17 protein-coding genes are annotated in these 16,969 nt (G+C 38.1%); 13 read left to right on the plus strand and 4 right to left on the minus strand.

The genetic code is table 11. The features are described 5' to 3' along the window. Nucleotides 1-311 precede the first annotated feature (311 nt). Both QUF78_RS02470 and QUF78_RS02475 read right to left on the minus strand, forming a co-directional pair. Nucleotides 312-1,133: a hypothetical protein gene (locus tag QUF78_RS02470; protein WP_289323434.1), complete on the minus strand. Its 822-nt coding sequence runs from the start codon at nucleotides 1,131-1,133 to the stop codon at nucleotides 312-314. Between the two features lie 121 nt (nucleotides 1,134-1,254). Beyond that, nucleotides 1,255-2,529: a Rossmann-fold NAD(P)-binding domain-containing protein gene (locus QUF78_RS02475; protein WP_483313822.1), complete on the minus strand. Its 1,275-nt coding sequence runs from the start codon at nucleotides 2,527-2,529 to the stop codon at nucleotides 1,255-1,257. 229 nt (nucleotides 2,530-2,758) lie between these two features. Between QUF78_RS02475 and speD the strand changes: the two genes are divergently transcribed. The 6 genes from speD to QUF78_RS02505 all read left to right on the plus strand — a co-directional run bounded on the left by speD (nucleotide 2,759) and on the right by QUF78_RS02505 (nucleotide 9,202). After that, nucleotides 2,759-4,072, plus strand: a complete 1,314-nt coding sequence (speD, locus tag QUF78_RS02480) for an adenosylmethionine decarboxylase (RefSeq protein ID WP_289323436.1) — start codon at nucleotides 2,759-2,761, stop codon at nucleotides 4,070-4,072. 506 nt (nucleotides 4,073-4,578) lie between these two features. Beyond that, nucleotides 4,579-5,133 (plus strand): hypothetical protein, encoded by a 555-nt coding sequence (locus QUF78_RS02485; RefSeq protein WP_289323437.1) that lies wholly within the window; start codon nucleotides 4,579-4,581, stop codon nucleotides 5,131-5,133. Between the two features lie 69 nt (nucleotides 5,134-5,202). Further along, complete coding sequence (locus tag QUF78_RS02490; protein WP_289323438.1) at nucleotides 5,203-6,867, plus strand: DUF2642 domain-containing protein; 1,665 nt, start codon at nucleotides 5,203-5,205, stop codon at nucleotides 6,865-6,867. 171 nt (nucleotides 6,868-7,038) lie between these two features. Further along, nucleotides 7,039-7,170 carry a hypothetical protein gene (locus tag QUF78_RS02495; protein ID WP_258249134.1) on the plus strand — a complete coding sequence of 44 codons (132 nt, stop codon included), beginning with the start codon at nucleotides 7,039-7,041 and terminating at the stop codon, nucleotides 7,168-7,170. After that, complete coding sequence (locus QUF78_RS02500; protein ID WP_289323439.1) at nucleotides 7,163-8,518, plus strand: arsenic transporter; 1,356 nt, start codon at nucleotides 7,163-7,165, stop codon at nucleotides 8,516-8,518. Before QUF78_RS02495 ends, QUF78_RS02500 begins: the two co-directional genes overlap by 8 nt. A gap of 15 nt (nucleotides 8,519-8,533) precedes the next feature. Continuing rightward, complete coding sequence (locus QUF78_RS02505) at nucleotides 8,534-9,202, plus strand: DUF2642 domain-containing protein (RefSeq protein WP_289323440.1); 669 nt, start codon at nucleotides 8,534-8,536, stop codon at nucleotides 9,200-9,202. A gap of 321 nt (nucleotides 9,203-9,523) precedes the next feature. Here QUF78_RS02505 and QUF78_RS02510 read toward each other — a convergent pair whose 3' ends face one another. Then, a complete protein-coding gene (locus QUF78_RS02510; protein WP_289323441.1) occupies nucleotides 9,524-9,754 on the minus strand; it encodes a hypothetical protein in 231 nt (76 codons plus the stop codon). Nucleotides 9,755-10,163: 409 nt separating this feature from the next. Here QUF78_RS02510 and QUF78_RS27740 point away from each other — a divergent pair, with 409 nt between their 5' ends. The 7 genes from QUF78_RS27740 to QUF78_RS02540 all read left to right on the plus strand — a co-directional run bounded on the left by QUF78_RS27740 (nucleotide 10,164) and on the right by QUF78_RS02540 (nucleotide 14,864). Continuing rightward, complete coding sequence (locus QUF78_RS27740) at nucleotides 10,164-10,445, plus strand: DUF927 domain-containing protein (RefSeq protein WP_353957934.1); 282 nt, start codon at nucleotides 10,164-10,166, stop codon at nucleotides 10,443-10,445. A gap of 415 nt (nucleotides 10,446-10,860) precedes the next feature. Further along, entirely contained in the window at nucleotides 10,861-11,181 is a 321-nt protein-coding gene (locus tag QUF78_RS02515; RefSeq protein WP_016131412.1) for a PadR family transcriptional regulator, read from the plus strand. Nucleotides 11,182-11,251: 70 nt separating this feature from the next. Next, a complete protein-coding gene (locus tag QUF78_RS02520) occupies nucleotides 11,252-11,605 on the plus strand; it encodes a DUF1048 domain-containing protein (RefSeq protein WP_289323442.1) in 354 nt (117 codons plus the stop codon). A gap of 199 nt (nucleotides 11,606-11,804) precedes the next feature. Then, complete coding sequence (locus tag QUF78_RS02525; protein WP_289323443.1) at nucleotides 11,805-12,566, plus strand: ABC transporter ATP-binding protein; 762 nt, start codon at nucleotides 11,805-11,807, stop codon at nucleotides 12,564-12,566. Then, nucleotides 12,567-13,316, plus strand: a complete 750-nt coding sequence (locus QUF78_RS02530; protein ID WP_289323444.1) for an ABC transporter permease — start codon at nucleotides 12,567-12,569, stop codon at nucleotides 13,314-13,316. 10 nt (nucleotides 13,317-13,326) lie between these two features. Next, nucleotides 13,327-13,545 carry a carboxymuconolactone decarboxylase family protein gene (locus QUF78_RS02535; protein ID WP_289323445.1) on the plus strand — a complete coding sequence of 73 codons (219 nt, stop codon included), beginning with the start codon at nucleotides 13,327-13,329 and terminating at the stop codon, nucleotides 13,543-13,545. 629 nt (nucleotides 13,546-14,174) lie between these two features. Further along, the gene (locus QUF78_RS02540) at nucleotides 14,175-14,864 is read left to right on the plus strand and encodes an SH3 domain-containing protein (protein WP_289323446.1); all 690 of its coding nucleotides are present in this window, start codon (nucleotides 14,175-14,177) and stop codon (nucleotides 14,862-14,864) included. 1,727 nt (nucleotides 14,865-16,591) lie between these two features. Here the strand turns inward: QUF78_RS02540 and QUF78_RS02545 are convergent. Beyond that, nucleotides 16,592-16,870 carry a hypothetical protein gene (locus tag QUF78_RS02545; protein WP_289323447.1) on the minus strand — a complete coding sequence of 93 codons (279 nt, stop codon included), beginning with the start codon at nucleotides 16,868-16,870 and terminating at the stop codon, nucleotides 16,592-16,594. Nucleotides 16,871-16,969 lie beyond the last annotated feature (99 nt).

Raw genomic sequence — 16,969 nt, forward strand, 5'->3', positions numbered from 1 at the left:
GGAGCATATGTTTTTACTCCTGAAGTATTAGTTGAAATCACTAATTCAATTTACTATCCCAACCAAACCAAAATAGTAAACTACCATTTAAATAAACTTCTTAACTCCGGAAAATGATAATACCAAAGAAGACCCACGGGCGTTAATTGAATAACGAAAAAGCTGTCTTGAATGACAGCTCCTAATTTCAAAAGTGCTGTGGGAGTGATGCGTTTGGGCGATACCTTCCAAAAGAAAGACATTGCCAGGCTCAAAAGGTTAAAACCCCATTTAAACAAAAATATTTATATCCCATAGTCCTCTTTTTGATGCTATCTTTTTTTCGGCCCTTTTTTCCCTTTGGCACCTTTGCCCTGTTTCACCTCACCGGTTCCCGCTGATTCTTCCCCTTCATGAGAACCTTTATGGCCTTTAGGTTCCGAGAGCTCCTGGGTTTGCACTGACTCGGTGGAGGCTGTGCCATCTTTCAATCCTTTTTTCCCTTTGACACCTTTGCCCTGTTTCACCTCACCGGTTCCCGCTGGTTCTTCCCCTTCATGAGAACCTTTATGGCCTTTAGGTTCCGAGAGCTCCTGGGTCTGCACTGACTCGGTGGAGGCTGTGCCATCTTTCGATCCTTTTTTCCCCTTGGCACCTTTGTCCTGTTTCACCTCACCGGTTCCCGTTGATTCTCCTCCTTCATGAGGATCTTTATGGCCTTTAGGTTCCGAGAGCTCCTGGGTTTGCACTGACTCGGTGGAGGCTGTACTATCTTTCGGTCCTTTTTTCCCTTTGGCACCTTTGCCCTGTTTCACCTCACCGGTTCCCGCTGGTTCTTCCCCTTCATGAGAACCTTTATGGCCTTTAGGTTCCGAGAGCTCCTGGGTCTGCACTGACTCGGTGGAGGCTGTGCCATCTTTCGATCCTTTTTTTCCCTTGGCACCTTTACCCTGTTTCACCTCACCGGTTCCCGCTGATTCTCCTCCTTCATGAGGACCTTTATGGCCTTTAGGTTCCGAGAGCTCCTGGGTTTGCACTGACTTGGTGGAGGGCGTATCATCTTTCGATCCTTTTTTCCCTTTGGTGCCTTTGCCTTCTATTACATCTTGAGTTGCACGCACTGGCTGTTCTTTTTTATTAGATTTTTTCTTCATTTTTTCACCATCTTATTAAATTTTTTTTCTTGTTTAACTTATGAAAAAAATCCGAAATTTGATTAGACTCCAATACATTTATTTTTGCTAAGATTTTTGATCGATATCTAAAAGAGTAATTTCAGTCGCGAAACTTTCTCATCCTATTTAGCAAACAACCATCTGTATTTTCATTTTCCCCTGTCACAAAATCCGTCATGTAATAAGTCAAATATTGAGCATAGTGATTGTTTGTTGTTAACAATAACTCGTCCACATAATACACACCGTTAGGTATTTGGTCTAGCAAAAGTACGGTTAATGAAGCATAGATACCGCACGCCACCTGAAAATAGGTCGCATTGGTTTTATATTCTGAAAACACCACATCATTGCTTAATATATTGTACATATATCGCTCCTTGTCTTTAAACACAAGAAGCACCCCCACCAAATCTTCCCCTTTCAATGGCGCCTCAAGCGGATCAAGAACCTTCATTTCATGGTTCCATAATTCATCAACGTCATCCAGATGGGAACGGATTAACTCGGTGGTATGTTCATTTACTTTATATAAAAAGCCACCTTCCATATCATACAACTGACATAACGTATATACTTCTTCGTGAGGCATCAAACAACCATAAAACTGGTTCCCGCCTAAATTCACTTTGAATTCAAGGTTATAAACTTGTTCGTATAAGAAGAGTGGTGTGTGGTGTTGGATAAGCATCGGGTAGCTCATAATCGCTTCATCAAGGAAACATTCTGGTGACCAGGTTGTGTAGATGACGTTCTCTTTTGCCAATTTCTTATCCTTAAAAAAAGAAGTGTCTTGTTCAACAATATAGCAGGCAATTGGTGAATCTTGAGCATATTTGTTGAGAAGCTCTATCGCCATCCATTGAACGACTCCTGGATTCATTCCGGAGCATACGATAGCGGACGTATTGGTGAAACTTTTTTTGGATTTTTCAAAGTATCTGATTCTCTCAATCAAAGGGAATCCCGCATACAAATCTTCATTTTCGTCAATCATAGTGTTCTCCAAGGCAGAATTGACATATTTCACACCGAATTCATTACAGCATTTTAGCATTTCCACCGTGTCAGTATAGGAAAGATCAACCACAATATCTGTTTTTGTGCTCTCCAGATGTTTTTTAAATGTCATCGTATCCATTAAATCAAATTCGTGTAGCAAAAGCTTATTGACTAAATTAGGGAAAAGATTATGATAATACTCTAGTTCTTTTTGTTTCACATCGATTAAGTGTATTTGTTCATTAAAAATGGTATCGTGAATCGGGTCTTTTTTATCGAGTATCGATTTATTTAATATAGCGAGTAATGACTTTGCCACACCGCCAGCGCTTCCCAGAATGGAGATCACTGTATTTTTGGCCTTCATATTCATATCTCGTCCAAATCCTTTTTTATATAACTTATGTAAAACCAATACGAAATGATATGGACGGGTTCCACAACACTCCAAAGTAAACAGAAATTATTTTATGGAAAAGGTACAAACCATTTATCTTATTGAACATAAAATAGTTATACAAGCATGGTAAGGTAACAGTTCCTCTCTATCGTAAACTGTATAACTTCCATAATTGCTATTTACTTAAAAGGATGTGGAATAGTTGGATTCAAATGGACAGCATTTCATTATAGATGCTAAGGAATGCCAGGTGGAAATTCTAAATGATGCGAAGTTGTTGGAAAAATTATTAACCAAAGCGGTGTCTGATTTAGGAATGGAGATTTTAAATACTCATTTCCATTCTTTTTTGCCTCACGGGGTAACGGGTGCCATCATTCTCTCAACTTCGCATTTTTCGATTCATACATGGCCGGAACACCGATATGCAGCTTTAGATTTATATACGTGCGGAAGTCAGGAATTATGGCCAGTATTAGAAGAGCTTCTTAATGAAATGAAAGCGGGTTCCGCTTTTGTTTATGAACTTTCACGCGGACATGAATCAAAAAACAAACCTGCCATAAAAGATCTTATTTTCACATATGATGGCAGTAAAAAGAAAGATAGTGAAAGGACTGTAGAATTACGGGATGACCGCGGAAATGCATATGATAGTATACAGTTAAAAGAACTTGTGGAAGGACAACATAATATTCTCTATCATGGATCCAGTCAATTTCAAGATATTACATTAGTTGAGGCCAATGACCTGCGTTTATATTTAGATCAAGAGTTACAGTTTTCTTCATTGGATGAAAGGCATTATCATGAAGCGTTAGTATTCCCTGCGATGGAGATGGCTTCTGACCATGAACGGGTTCTCATATTAGGAGGTGGAGATGGACTTGCTTTACGTGAAGTTCTTAAATATCCCAACGTAAAACATGTCGATCTTGTTGATATTGATCCTCAGGTTATTGGGCTTGCAAAGACAAATCCAAAATTAATAACTCAAAATAATTGTTCTTTACTGGACGAAAGGGTAAATATTCATTTTGAAGATGCAAAGAAATTTATTTTAAGGGAAATGCAGCCCTACAACGTAATAATTATTGATTTTCCAGATCCCGTTGACCCAGTCATTAGCTCATTATATACAATTGAATTGTTCAGTCAAACAGCAAAAATATTATCGAAACAAGGTGCGTTAGTTTGTCAGTCTAATTCACCAGAAGATACACCAACAGTATTTTGGAGTATTGGTAAAACAATTAATATGGCCGGTCTTAATACACTTGAATACAATGTTATAGTCCCCTCTTTCGGCTTATGGGGATTTCATTTAGCATCACATTTCAAGCTTCCAAGAATTATTCCGAGTATTTCTGTCCAACATCAAGCTCTAACTTCAGACATGTCGAATTTGTTTACTATTCCTCCGTCAATTAAGGAGGCACGGGAAAAAGCAGTTATGAATAGCCTCAAAAATTTAAAATTACACAAGTTGTATAAAAACGAAATAGAAAAATGGTGACCAAACATCATGTTTTTTAGAGACCATAAAAAACACTTTTTAGTTTTGCTGCTTAAAATGACTCCGGTAATGCTCCGGGGTCTTTTTTTTGTAACTTTCTGGGTACAATCGTTTTAATAATCCGCTAAACAGCGATCCACTCTTCATTTAAGTTCATTAAAGTTGGACTATCCATTACTCCAATTCATCTGTTAGATGCTGAGCGAATTTCTCACATGGATTTAGCGCCATCTCTTTACCCCTGCTATTCAATATCCTTCAGCTATTTTAATAGGCGTTCTGTGCTTCGAATAATATACTTTTTTTAAACTACCCATTATTCTGGTCAAAGAGTTCATTCAGTAATTTCAGTCATTTAACTTCAGGAGATTCTAAAGGTTAGTGCATATACACATTTTTGTGAATTTCAGTCTTATTGATAGAAGATGGACACTTAACACGACACAATGTCATTCAGTGACACATATACATACAGGGTAAATGATTATATAGGAAGGGGCAACATTATGAATAACGAATGGTTAACTAATTTGGTTGGGAAAGTTCTAAAGGTAGATAGAGGAGGGCCGGAATCTCGGACAGGATTATTATTAGGCATATACGATGATCACATATCGATTTTAACTGAGCAAGAAGGTGTTATCTACTATAAAACCGACCATATCAAAAGTATTACCCAGAATGTAAAGAAGGGGTTCCAATTTCAACTGGAAATCCCCGAAGATTTTACTTTTAAAACAGCTGCAACTTTTAAAGGCTTACTAGATGACCTCAGAAATCAATGGGTAAATATTAACCGAGGCGGTCCCGAGAAGCTTGAAGGCGTACTTCATGATATTAATGATGAATTCGTATCGTTATTACTAAACGAAGAAGTTATTCGCCTGGCAATGTTCCATATCCGCAGCATCAGTTACGGGGCAAGAGTTGAGAAACCAAAAGAAGATGAAAAATCAGAAAATAATAAAGACGATGGAAAATCAGAAAATAATAAAGATAATAAAGAAGATGGAAATGCGAAAAAAAATGAAGATAATAAAGCAGAAAAAAAAGAAAAATAGTATATCCCACAAATGATGTGTCGCTTCAGGGCAGAAGCGACCATCCAATTAAGAAGGGGGACTCATCAGATGAAAAAACAAAATTTTCACGAGGCACTTAATTCATTGATAGGTTTTAATATCAGTATTATTTCCGATGATAAAACTGTTCATAATGGGGTGGTACTTGATGTGAAAAGCGACTTTATTGTCATTCAAATGAATCCAAATAAACAATGTTATTTTAACTTAAATCAGGTTTATGCCTTATCAAAAAACACCAAAGAATTTCAGGGTCAAATACTTGACCACGAACCAATACAGAAACAAAGTTTTACAGAATTAGTAAATGAACTCAAAGATCATTGGGTGACAGTAAACAGAGATAATAATCTATCCTTTGACGGATTTTTAAGTACCGTAACTAATAATTATATCGTTTTATTAAATAACGATAAACAACTTTATGTACAATTTTCAAATATACTCTATATTTTCAAAGGGATAGATAATAAGGAATCATCAGAGAACAAACAACAGAAAAATAAGGACGAAAAAACTGAAAATAAACAGTCAGAGGCAGATCAATTTAAGGAAAGTGATTCCGTGTTGAAGGAAGACGCTGAAGTTAATTCCAAAGGGAAGGAAGAGCCGGTTGAACAGAAACAAGAACAGGACATTTTAACTATTGGAAAAGAAGAACCAGCTTCTGCCCATCCGGAAGTATTATCTGACGTGAAAGAAGAACCGACTGTTCAATCTACAGTAAATGAAGTGGACAAAGATCAATCCAATGTAAAAGAAAGTACGGATAAATATAAGAATCAAAAATCCCCTGAAAAAAAGAAAAAAGAAAGTAAGAAGGAAAAACCTTCAGAAACTAATACTGAAATAAGTGCCCATCCGGAAGTATTATCTGACGTGAAAGAAGAACCGACCGTTCAATCTACAGTAAATGAAGTGGACAAAGATCAATCCAATGTAAAAGAAAGTACGGATAAATATAAGAAACAAAAATCCCCTGAAAAAAAGAAAAAAGAAAGTAAGAAGGAAAAACCTTCAGAAACTAATACTGAAATAAGTGCCCATCCGGAAGTTTTATCTGACGTGAAAGAAGAACCGACCGTTCAATCTACAGTAAATGAAGTGGACGAAGATCAATCCAATGTAAAAGAAAGTACGGATAAATATAAGAAACAAAAATCCCCTGAAAAAAAGAAAAAAGAAAGTAAGAAGGAAAAACCTTCAGAAACTAATACCGAAATAAGTGCCCATCCGGAAGTTTTATCTGACATGAAAGAAGAACCGACTGTTCAATCTACAGTAAATGAAGTGGACGAAGATCAATCCAATGTAAAAGAAAGTACGGATAAATATAAGAAACAAAAATCCCCTAAAAAAAAGAAAAAAGAAAGTAAGAAGGAAAAACCTATAGAAACTAATACTGAAATAAGTGCCCATCCGGAAGTTTTATCTAACGTGAAAGAAGAACCGACTGTTCAATCTACAGTAAATGAAGTGAACAAAGATCAATTCAATGTAAAGAAAAGTACGGATAAATATAAGAAACAAAAATCCCCGAAAAAAAAGAAAAAAGAAAGTAAGAAGGAAAAACCTATAGAAACTAATAAAAAAGATATACAAGAGGCAATCCAAGAAAACCTGACTAAAGAATTTAGGAACTCAGGCCCTCAAGAAATGAACGAACAATCCGCTAAGAAAAAAAAAATAAAAAAAAAGGAAACTGATAGATAAGAAATGTTACGAATTAATGAAGTCCACTGAAAAAATGTATACAGAAAACGGAAATCAAAAAAACGAATATTATTCATTGATGAAATTTGCTGAAAGAATGCATGGGAAATTGAAGGCAAAACGGTTAAGTCTTAATATACAATTCAAGGCTAATTGAAAGGAGGACATGGAATGATGATTTTGTTTTTTTCTGTAATTGGGGGAGTCTTCTATTCTTTTTTTGTAAAACCTCAAAATCAAACCACTCCTGATACCGTAAAAATTACACCATCCAAAAACAAGGCGGCGGAGGTAAATGCTTAGTTCACAAATTGTCTTGATGTCAATAACTTTTACTTTAACAATTATTCTCATGTTATGGAGACCATTTGGGATTAATGAAACTATACCTACTACAATAGGGGCCTTGACTGTATTAGTTGCAGGCATTGTTCCTTGGATGGATGTTTTAAATATATTTGATATTATCAGTGGCGCTTCTTTAACCATATTATCCACCATAATGATGTCTATTGTACTTGAGAGCATTGGTTTTTTTAGGTGGATTGCTTTAAATATCATCATCCGGTCTAAGGGTTCAGGGGTTAGATTATTCGTTTATACTAATCTCCTATGTTTTTTCATGACAATGTTTTTCAATAACGATGGAAGTATCCTTATCACAACACCTATCATTATTCACATTGTAACGTTACTAAAGATTAAACCTCACCAAAAAATCCCCTTTCTAATCTCAGGAGCTCTAATTGCAACGGCAGCGAGTGCCCCAATAGCAGTAAGCAATATTTCCAATTTGATTGCACTAAAAATTGTAGGACTGAGCCTTAATAGTTATATCAATATGATGTTTGTTCCTTCAATGATAGGGATTTTAACAATCGGGTTATTACTTTATCTATATTTTAAGAAGGACCTTCCAAGGAAAATTCCCAGTGTACCTGTAAAATGGGATAAAACCTTTTCACGCTATGTGCAAACTCATCCACTCGATGTTAAACAACAATCCGAAGATAATGATTGGGTGTTGTTTAAAATGAGTTTTGCAATCGTCATTTTAACTCGGGCGAGCTTCTTCGCACTTACACCTTTTGGGGTTCCCTTGGAATTGATCGGTATGGTGGGAGCGTTCCTTTTGATATTACTGAGATGGTATAAAACCAAAACTGGTCTTAGCGATATTGTAAAGAAAACACCCTGGCATGTTCTTTTATTTGCTTTCAATATGTACGTGCTGGTATATGGTTTGAAGAATGTTGGCTTGAATGATTATTTAGTCAGCAATTTAAAACCCTTAATTATGGACAGTCCATTCAACGCTACCATGATCATGGGCATATTATTAACTATCCTATCCAATTTATTTAATAATCTTCCTGCAGTTATGATAGGGACTTTGTCGATAACAGAGATGGGATTGGATCCTCACCTTGTACAAATTGCTTATCTTGCTAACGTGATTGGAAGCGATATAGGTGCTTTGTTAACGCCTGTTGGTACGCTGGCTACATTAATTTGGATGTATATATTGAAGAAACACTCCATCAATATCTCCTGGGGAAAGTATCTTAAAGTTACCTTTTTGATAATTCCTATAGGGTTAATCGTAAGTTTAATCTCGCTGTATTTTTGGACCAATTGGTTATTAAAGTAGGAAGTAGGGGTGATTATGAATAAAATCTTACAAAATCTCAGAGGAAAAACAATTAAAATAGAAATTTCCGGAAAAAAATTTTTTTTCGGTACACTGGTTGATACTGGTGTTGATGTAGTGGTTATCTTTAATGGACAGGATTTTGTGTATCTTCCAATAATTCATATTCAAAATTGCAAAGTAAATACTACGGAAAACGAGGAGATTTCCCTTCCTGTAGACTCACCTGGAATTGAAGCTGAGGAAGAATTATCACTAAGAAAAACTCTTTTATCCGCGAAAGGGATGTTCACGGAAATATACGTAACTGGTAACCAGCCTTTACATGGTTATATAACAAGGGTGATGAATAATTACTTTGAATTCTATTCACCAGTTTATAAGACTATGTATATACCTTTAATTCATTTAAAGTGGATTATCCCATACACAGACAATCAAACTCCTTATGGTTTAAGTAACAAGGATCTTCCTGTACATCCATCAAAACTTTCAATGGCAAGATCCTTTGACGTACAATTGGAAAAACTGGTCGGTAGCTTAATTATTTTAAATATAGGGGAAAATTCCAATTTAATTGGACAAATTAATAAGTTAGAAGATAATTTTGTTGAACTTATTACGGCAAGGGAGGAACCTGTATATTTAAATCTTCATCATATTAAAACAGTTCACCTACCCTGAATTAAAGGCAGCAAATTTGCTGCCTTTTAGTATTCCTTCTCTAAAGCGTAAACATACTTTACAGAACCCACTTCTTACATATCTATTAGTTCTATTAGTGAAAAAATAGGGGATTTGTTCAATCGGCTTTACTTTTCCCTCATTTGATTATGGCTGGTGGCCTTGTCCATGGAGTGTTCGGAATCAAGGGAGTTTTTGTACTAAAGTAACGGGTGCGTTAACTGAAGATTGGAGCTGTCTTTAAGGCAGATTTTCCCTCCATTAACACCATCACTCCCACAAGCTGATACAGCAATTACAAGCAATAAAACAAGACAGCCACTAAAAACCTTTTTTAAATTCATTTAACAAACTCCTTTTGTATTTATTGATCATATAAAAACCGCACCTTTTACAGTTTTTTTTTGAAGACACAATTCCGTATAAAATCATGCCTTCATCACCATCAATAGTGAAGGCTTCAGTTAAAACACCATCTTTTTCTTCTAACTTCTTTATGTGTTTCTTTAATAACTCAGCTTGAATTGGATTTAAGGGTTTTTTCATTTTCATGATAGTCGCTCCTTCTGATATTAATAGGTTAAGTTCTAAAATTGCTCTCTAAAAGTGTAAAGGGATTGCCTTTTTTATTGGATTTTTTACGTATAGTCACCTAATAGGTTTGCTAACTTCTTTTTAACTTTTCATTCCAACGTATACAATCTCCATTCTTAAAATCCAAGTTACACAAAGGTTTTGCCAGCCCATAAAAGAGCAAAAAACCACCTCTTAGATGGGCGGCATGATGTAATCATCGCCTAAATCCCTTGGAATATAGGGGTTTGACGAGGTTTCAGAATGAATGCTCACCTAACATGTGAATATCTTTAAAGTTGAAGGCCACCCACGGTTTACTGTTGGCCTTTTTCTTCTTTGTTGAAAGGGAAACTTCATACATCTAATTTCAACGAAAGACATACATATAGTTCCGGGTGATGGGGGGGAACAGCAACTACTAGAGTATTTTCGAGTAAAAGGAACTGTTGGTAGTTGGATTGGAAATGTTTTTAACTTAGTGAAGGATCATCCAAAGGCGGTTTTCCCTTTATTTGTATCTTTTGCTTCGGTTATTTTGCATGAGTTTGATAGGAAGCCCATAGTTGTAGATGTATCAGAGGAATCCAGCAGTGGTAAAGTGGTTTACTTCTACTCTGTGCATAAGTATGGGGGAATCCTAAAGTGTATATCGGAACTTTTAACTTAACCAAAGTGGCTGTTGAAAGAAGATCTGCATTCCTGAATTCTTATCCTCAGATACTTGATCCATTCAAATGGAGTAAACGACACCCGAATGATTCAAACGATGATCTATCAATTTGTGAATAACATAGGTGGGGATAGCTGGTTTTAAAAATATTTAGAAAATCCAGTTGACACCCCACCTACTACGTGTTACGATATACTTGTATTTAGTCACACTGGATACCTGCACCACTGAATAGTGAGGTTGCAAAATTATTTTTAAGAAAAATAGTTGACAACACTGCTACTCGTTGTTAAAATGCACATGTAATAAGCAATACTTAATAGCGTGATTTCCCAAAGGCTATTAAGTAAAACTTTCCTTGGTACTAAGTTATACTGAATATAAGTCAGACAAAATAGGAGAGGTTCTGAACATGGAAAATTTAACTGAAATGCTGAAGGGTTCGCTGGAAGGCTGCGTGCTGGAAATCATCAGCCGCCATGAAACCTATGGCTACGAGATTACTCGCCGCCTGAACGAGCTTGGGTTTACTGAAGTCGTGGAAGGGACGGTCTACACCATCCTCGTGCGATTAGAAAAGAAAAAACTGGTGAATATAGAAAAGAAACCGTCAGATATGGGGCCGCCCCGCAAGTTTTACTCACTTAATGAGGCTGGCCGTCAGGAACTTGAATTGTTTTGGAAAAAATGGGATTTTGTATCATCAAAAATCAACGTCTTAAAGTCAATCTAGCTTCATAAGATATTCCGTACGATATTTTTGGAGTATCTTGTTCAGCTTTATAAAAAGGAGGAAAAATAACATGATGGAAATGTTCAAAAAAATGATTGGTGATAAAAAAGAATACAAGATGATGATGGCACGGGTTGAAGCCCTGCCAGAGGACTACCAGTTTGTATTTAAGAAAATTCAAAACTACATGTGGAATTTCTCAGCGGGCAGCGGGATGGATATGCTGCACATGCAGTATGAATTAATCGAGTTGTTCGAAGCCGGTGCGGCGGAAGGCAGACAAGTGCTGGAAATCACTGGGGACGACGTGGCGTCCTTTGCCGATGAACTAGTGGCAAACGCTAAAACCTATGTCGCCAAGTATCGTGAAGATTTGAATCAGAGTATCATGAAGCGTTTGGGAAAAAATAAATTCAATAGATAATACCGACTGAATAGCTGGTTATAAATGTGAATTACCACCTTCGCTATTCAGTTATATTTTTAACTCAGTAGTAAGTTATACAGATTATCAGTCAGACTAAATAGATGAGTATAGGCAATCTAGCTCCGCAAGGCGCTGACCGGATAATTACGGATCTCGCAAGCGACCTTGCTGCGCATTTTATAAGGAGGAAAAAAGTATGAGCAATGCAGCGATTTCTGTAAAAGGGTTAAAAAAATCCTTTAAAGACAAGGAAGTCTTAAAGGGGGTGGATTTTGAGGTGCGGCGTGGCGAAATTTTCGCACTGCTGGGCTCAAATGGAGCGGGCAAGACGACGACGGTCAACATCCTCTCGACGCTGATGAAGGCTGATGGCGGCGAAGTAGGTATTTGCGGCTTTGACGTCCAGCGTCAACCGGATCATGTTCGCCAGAGCATCAGCCTGACAGGGCAGTTCGCAGCTTTAGACGGCATGCTCACCGGGCGGGAAAACCTGATGATGATCGCCAAGTTGCGGGGAGTTTCCAATCCCGCTCAAGTCGCCGACGATCTGCTTGCAAAATTCAGCCTGACCGATGCGGCCAACCGCCGGGCGGACAAATATTCCGGCGGGATGAAGCGCCGGCTTGACATCGCCATGAGTCTGATCGGGACGCCAGCAGTCATTTTTCTCGACGAACCGACGACAGGGCTTGACCCCGAAGCGCGGATTGAAGTCTGGGATACCGTCAAGGAGCTTGCCGACGGAGGCACAACCATCTTGCTGACGACCCAGTACCTGGAGGAAGCCGAACAACTGGCGGATCGTATCGCCATCCTGCATGGCGGAAAAATCATCTCGACCGGGACCCTTACCGAACTCAAGGAGATGTTCCCGCCAGCGAAAGTGGAGTACATCGAGAAGCAGCCGACATTGGAGGAAATTTTCCTTGCGATCATCGGCAAAAAGGAGGAGATGTAAATGAAAAGCAAAACAGGGGTATTACTAGGACGTTTAATGCGCAACATCATGCGCAGCCCGGATACAATTATCACGGTGGCGATTACGCCGATTATGATGCTGCTGCTGTTTGTCTACGTATTTGGCGGCGCCATAGAGACAGGCACGGACAACTACGTCAATTATTTATTGCCGGGAATCTTGCTGATGGCTATCGCATCCGGCGTCGCTTACACTTCCGTGCGGTTGTTTACGGATGTTAAGAGCGGGCTAATGGCGCGTTTCATTACCATGCCCATCAAGCGCTCGTCGGTATTGTGGGCTCACGTGTTGACCTCGCTTGTTTCCAATGCGCTTACTGTTGTGGTGGTTATCCTCGTCGCGCTCTTGATGGGCTTCCGTTCCAGCGCTGGTATCCTGGATTGGCTCGCGGTAGCTGGGATACTCGCGCTGTTTACGCTGGCGCTGACATGGCTGGCGATCATTCCCGGATTGACAGCGGGGTCTATGGAAGGGGCAACAGCCTACTCGTACCCGCTGATTTTCCTGCCGTTTATCAGTTCGGCCTTTGTCCCCACCGAAACCATGCCTAAAATTGTCCGTGCGTTCGCTGAGAACCAGCCCGTGACTTCAATCGTGAATGCGATTCGTGCCCTCTTGTATGAAGGGTCTGTTGGCAACGATATCTGGATCGCGCTTGCCTGGTGCGTCGGCATCATGGTCATCGCTTACTTCTTCGCCAGTAAAGTATTTAAACGCCAGTTAGGGTAAGGACACCATTATGGGATTAGCCATATCAATAGTCAGCCGCTGCGATGAATGCATTTGCTATCACATGGATGGCTGCTTAAATGCCGGGGTAACCATCGAAGAAATCATGGAAACCCTCAAAATTGGTGTGATTGGTGGCGGCTCGATCACTTATCCCAACGCGAGGTTTGCCATGCATGCTTTAGAAGAATTTACAGCGGGTAGTGCTCTTTCTCAGGAGAAATTATAATAATAAAGCCCATAGATATAATTGACAGTAAAAGAGTAGATTCCGAGGCAAAATCGCTTTGGTAATCAATGTCATTAACTTAAGGAACTATGGATTACATTTCAGTTGGAATGTGATTCATAGTCTTATAGCGATTGTCAGCATTGTAAAAGCCGTAATACCTAAAGTGATTGCAATTGTCCAAAAGTTCCAGTCAGGTTAACGCTGCTGAATCTCCTTTACTCCTACACCTGCTTCAATTAAAAGGGATGTGTGAGTATATAAGAGGGTTCAATGTATCTTAAGTGAATATACGAAATTTGTGCGAGTGTGTAATTTGCAACAAAAAAGGGGGAATCTTAAGGATAAGGCTGGCCAGTTTTCTAAAGGCACGGGACCAAGCGCCAGGCCCAACCAGATGTAACATCCACAATGGATAAGGATAGATAGAGGCTATGCAAGAGAAGAAAGGTAAGCGAATAGATGATCTAATCCTATATGGAAACAGAAGAAAGGAAAAGGAAACCTTATCGCTATCCCTAACGACTTCTGGATAGGCTATACTTATCTAGACAGAAAATTTAAGGTCAGGTAGACTACAGATACAACTAGTAATAGAAAAGAGGTCCGATATGCGACGTGATATACAATTGAATGAAAGAGCTTTCTCTTCCAAGGAAGTGGCAGAAGAAGTGGGGATTGCAACTCCCACTGTTCGAAAGTATGGTCAAATTTTAGAGCGGAATGGATATGAGTTTTTGAAAGATGGAGATCGACGTATCTTTGTTCAATCTGACATCGGAGCGCTTATAGCGCTACGCGATACGGACAAGCCCCTAGACGATACAGCTAAAGACCTTGTATATCAACAAAAAGAAAGATTAGAAGGATCCGATGAAACACAGATAGCGATACCCGATACATATGAAAATTTACCCCACGACCCCAATCAATTAAACGAGGTCTTAATGTTTTTAGTCAATGAACTCGCAGCCACACGTGAAATGAATGTCCAACTGACAAACGATATGTCACAGCTTAAAACAAAGGTTTCCCGGCTCCAGCAAGATCATCATGTTATAAGTTCTAGTATTGGAAATTCAGCGCAAAGAACTAATGCTAAAATTGAACAATTAACTGAACAACAAAATACCCATTACGAAACATTGCTGGAACAAGAAAAACAAAAAAGTGAACTCTTACAAAAAGAAATACAAAGTATGCGGGACGAACAGAAAAAAGAATGGAGTTCACAAAATGAATTTAATAAACGTTTAGAAGAGTCTATACAAAAACGTTCCGAAAAATGGCGGGGGCTTTTCTCCATATTCAAAAAATAAGGTGACTGTAAAGGTTTTTTGCCTAGCTGTGTATTGATTTGTGGAAGCAAATTATTGATGTAGAAACATTTGATAAATATTTTTTGAATAAATAATGATTGATAAAAGCATTGAGATGCGAATCCATAAAACTTTTAAAAAATCATAGTGCCATATATGATTCGCGTAGCTGGAAACACAGAATTTAGAAAGAATATTTCAACTTTACAGGATTTGGTGCCTGCTATGTAAGAGCTCGGCGATATCACTGTATCAGACGTTCTACCAAAGGCAAATGAAGGCTCAATTGAAATTCATTGGAGATTTGTTTAAGCGCTATGCATCTAAAACAAAATACACAATTTGAAGCAAGCAAAAAAGGTAGTTTGATAAAATGGGAGTTGAGGCGGTTGAGAACTTGTATTCAAAAACAAGAGTCATCCTCACTAGAGTTGCTCCAGACAGGGATTGATCGGCTCTTTTTTTGTGTTTCATATCGCTGAGCGATATAACTTGCAAATAAATTCAAAACCTTTAAGTTTAATAGAAAAGCGGCGTTCGATATGCAAACATGATATACATCCGAATGAACAAGTATTCTTTTCTAAGGAAGTGGGGATGCAACACCCACTGTTCAAAAGTATGGTCAAAACTGAGAACGAAGCGGATATGAGTTTTTAAGATGGTGGTTGCCTATCATTATTCAATCTGACATCGAAGCACACATAGCGTTATGCGATACGGACAAGTCCCTAGAGGGTACAGCTAAAGACCTTGTGTATCTACAAAAAGATAGATTAGATGAATCTAATGAATAGCGATACCCGATATATATGACGCTTAACCCATAATTCCAAACAAATAAAAGAGATTTTAATTGTTTTAACCAATAAACTCGCAGCTACGCTTGAAATGAACGTCCACTGACAAACGATATGTCTCAGCTTAAAACAACGGTTTCCCAGCTCCAGCAAGATCCACGTCCTTAATAGTGTTCCTCAAGAAAGGGGATTATCGGTTCTTTTTTGTGTTTCGTATCGCTGGGCGATATAACATGAAAATAAATCCACAGACCTTCATCTTTAATAGAAAGGGAAGTCCGATATGCAACAGGATATACATCCGAATGAATGAGCATCCTCTTCCAAGGAAGTGGCAAAAGAAGTGGAGATGCAAAATCAATGTTCGAAAGTATGTTTAAAACTTAGAGCGAAACGGAAAGTTGTTGTCAATAAATGGAAATAATCATACCTTCGTTCAATCCGACATCGAAACGATTAAAGCGTTACACGATACGGGCAACCCCCTAAACGATAGAGCTAAGGACTCTTGTTTCAAGAAAAAGAAAGATTAAAAGGAACCAATGAAACAGAGATAGCGATACCCGATATATATGACAATTTAACCCATGTTCTCATTCAATTAAAAGAGAGCTTAATTTTTTAACAAATGTACTCGCAGCTACGCGTCAAATGAACATCCAACTGACAAACGATATGTCACAGCTTAAAACTGAACAATAAAAAACCCATTACGAAACATTACTTCAATAAGAAAAAGGTTTCATTACCTTTCTTTTAGTCTCTTTTACGATATTGAGGTGTTAATTTACGTTAATAACAATTTAAACCTAAGGCAATCAAATCAAAAGTAGAAATTCCTTTGTTCCAACTATTCAGAATCACTATTTTCAAATTTCAACAATTTCCCGAGAAATATCTACAAATTCTGAGTAGATATCGACAAAATTAGAAGCTTCTAAAAGCCTGAACCCTTTCGATTTTACCGACCAAGAAAATGTAGGACAGTGCTCCTGCGAAGGTTATACAAGTAATAAAGGTAAGTGCAGGAGCAAAATCACCGCCCTTGGCCAGGAAGCCAATCACAATCGGTATAATAATTGATGCTGTACCACCAATAAAATTGAATGTACCTCCAGCAATTCCAATCAGCCGTTTTGGGGCAAGCAATGAAACAAACACCCAGGTGATTGAAGTGAAACCGTTTCCAAAAAAGGCGATACACATGAATAAAATAACTAGATTAGATGAGCAGTCTTTCCTACAATTGTATGGGTATTTGTGAGTGTGATTGGTTCAATTGAATATATTAAGAGCCTGTTTTGA

The sequence above is a fragment of the Peribacillus sp. ACCC06369 genome, assembly GCF_030348945.1.
Classification (GTDB): Bacteria; Bacillota; Bacilli; order Bacillales; family DSM-1321; genus Peribacillus.

Bases quoted from the DNA above. Each gene is read 5' to 3' on its own strand.
- QUF78_RS02470 (WP_289323434.1), bottom strand. From the start codon at position 1,133: ATGAAGAAAAAATCTAATAAAAAAGAACAGCCAGTGCGTGCAACTCAA.
- QUF78_RS02475 (WP_483313822.1), bottom strand. From the start codon at position 2,529: ATGAATATGAAGGCCAAAAATACAGTGATCTCCATTCTGGGAAGCGCT.
- QUF78_RS02485 (WP_289323437.1), top strand. From the start codon at position 4,579: ATGAATAACGAATGGTTAACTAATTTGGTTGGGAAAGTTCTAAAGGTA.
- QUF78_RS02490 (WP_289323438.1), top strand. From the start codon at position 5,203: ATGAAAAAACAAAATTTTCACGAGGCACTTAATTCATTGATAGGTTTT.
- QUF78_RS02495 (WP_258249134.1), top strand. From the start codon at position 7,039: ATGATGATTTTGTTTTTTTCTGTAATTGGGGGAGTCTTCTATTCTTTT.
- QUF78_RS02500 (WP_289323439.1), top strand. From the start codon at position 7,163: ATGCTTAGTTCACAAATTGTCTTGATGTCAATAACTTTTACTTTAACA.
- QUF78_RS02505 (WP_289323440.1), top strand. From the start codon at position 8,534: ATGAATAAAATCTTACAAAATCTCAGAGGAAAAACAATTAAAATAGAA.
- QUF78_RS02510 (WP_289323441.1), bottom strand. From the start codon at position 9,754: ATGAAAATGAAAAAACCCTTAAATCCAATTCAAGCTGAGTTATTAAAG.
- QUF78_RS02515 (WP_016131412.1), top strand. From the start codon at position 10,861: ATGGAAAATTTAACTGAAATGCTGAAGGGTTCGCTGGAAGGCTGCGTG.
- QUF78_RS02520 (WP_289323442.1), top strand. From the start codon at position 11,252: ATGATGGAAATGTTCAAAAAAATGATTGGTGATAAAAAAGAATACAAG.
- QUF78_RS02525 (WP_289323443.1), top strand. From the start codon at position 11,805: ATGAGCAATGCAGCGATTTCTGTAAAAGGGTTAAAAAAATCCTTTAAA.
- QUF78_RS02530 (WP_289323444.1), top strand. From the start codon at position 12,567: ATGAAAAGCAAAACAGGGGTATTACTAGGACGTTTAATGCGCAACATC.
- QUF78_RS02535 (WP_289323445.1), top strand. From the start codon at position 13,327: ATGGGATTAGCCATATCAATAGTCAGCCGCTGCGATGAATGCATTTGC.
- QUF78_RS02545 (WP_289323447.1), bottom strand. From the start codon at position 16,870: ATGTGTATCGCCTTTTTTGGAAACGGTTTCACTTCAATCACCTGGGTG.